Consider the following 1666-nt stretch of genomic DNA (forward strand, 5'->3'; position numbering starts at 1 on the left):
CTCCGCTACCCACACCTCATCCCCGCACTTTTCAACGTGCGTGGGTTCGGGCCTCCATCCAGTGTTACCTGGACTTCACCCTGGACATGGGTAGATCACCTGGTTTCGGGTCTACGACCACATACTAAAAACGCCCTATTCAGACTCGCTTTCGCTGCGGCTCCGTCTCTTCAACTTAACCTTGCATGTAATCGTAACTCGCCGGTTCATTCTACAAAAGGCACGCTATCACCCATTAACGGGCTCTAACTACTTGTAGGCACACGGTTTCAGGATCTGTTTCACTCCCCTTCCGGGGTGCTTTTCACCTTTCCCTCACGGTACTGGTTCACTATCGGTCACTAGGGAGTATTTAGCCTTGGGAGATGGTCCTCCCAGCTTCCGACCGGATTTCTCGTGTCCGGCCGTACTCAGGATCCACTCAGGAGGGAACGAAGTTTCAACTACAGGGTTTTTACCTTCTATGACGGGCCTTTCCAGACCGCTTCATCTACCCCGTTCCTTTGTAACTCCATGTTGAGTGTCCTACAACCCCAAGAGGCAAGCCTCTTGGTTTGGGCTATGTCCCGTTTCGCTCGCCGCTACTCAGGGAATCGCGTTTGCTTTCTCTTCCTCCGGGTACTTAGATGTTTCAGTTCCCCGGGTCTGCCTTCCATACCCTATGTATTCAGGTAAAGATACTACTCCATTACGAGCAGTGGGTTCCCCCATTCGGAAATCTCCGGATCAAAGCTTACTTACAGCTCCCCGAAGCATATCGGTGTTAGTCCCGTCCTTCATCGGCTCCTAGTGCCAAGGCATCCACCGTGCGCCCTTTCTAACTTAACCTAAAAGGTTATTTTCTTCTTATTAAATAAGAGAGAAAAACTAAAGTGGCAATTCTCGGTTTTACTTTGACTTCTTCTTACGATTATCTAGTTTTCAAGGAACAAATGTTTCGAGAGAAATTGCACTCTCAAAACTAAACAAACAAGTAACAGTCAACTTTTTATCAGTCCGTCAAGGACTGCATTATCCTTAGAAAGGAGGTGATCCAGCCGCACCTTCCGATACGGCTACCTTGTTACGACTTCACCCCAATCATCTGTCCCACCTTAGGCGGCTGGCTCCTTACGGTTACCCCACCGACTTCGGGTGTTACAAACTCTCGTGGTGTGACGGGCGGTGTGTACAAGGCCCGGGAACGTATTCACCGCGGCATGCTGATCCGCGATTACTAGCGATTCCGGCTTCATGTAGGCGAGTTGCAGCCTACAATCCGAACTGAGAATGGTTTTATGGGATTGGCTAAACCTCGCGGTCTTGCAGCCCTTTGTACCATCCATTGTAGCACGTGTGTAGCCCAGGTCATAAGGGGCATGATGATTTGACGTCATCCCCACCTTCCTCCGGTTTGTCACCGGCAGTCTCCTTAGAGTGCCCAACTGAATGCTGGCAACTAAGAACAAGGGTTGCGCTCGTTGCGGGACTTAACCCAACATCTCACGACACGAGCTGACGACAACCATGCACCACCTGTCACTCTGTTCCCCGAAGGGAAACGTCCTATCTCTAGGAGTGTCAGAGGATGTCAAGACCTGGTAAGGTTCTTCGCGTTGCTTCGAATTAAACCACATGCTCCACCGCTTGTGCGGGCCCCCGTCAATTCCTTTGAGTTTCAGCCTTG

The 1666-nt window shown here is 50.7% G+C and carries 2 rRNA genes; both read right to left on the bottom strand.

Annotated elements, in window-relative coordinates:
* A 23S ribosomal RNA gene (locus M3189_RS26340) occupies positions 1 to 828 on the bottom strand; the annotation flags it as partial.
* 193 nt (positions 829 to 1021) lie between these two features.
* Positions 1022 to 1666, bottom strand: a 16S ribosomal RNA gene (locus M3189_RS26345); the annotation flags it as partial.

The sequence above is a fragment of the Neobacillus niacini genome (genome assembly GCF_023715415.1).
GTDB lineage: Bacteria > Bacillota > Bacilli > Bacillales > Cytobacillaceae > Neobacillus > Neobacillus niacini_C.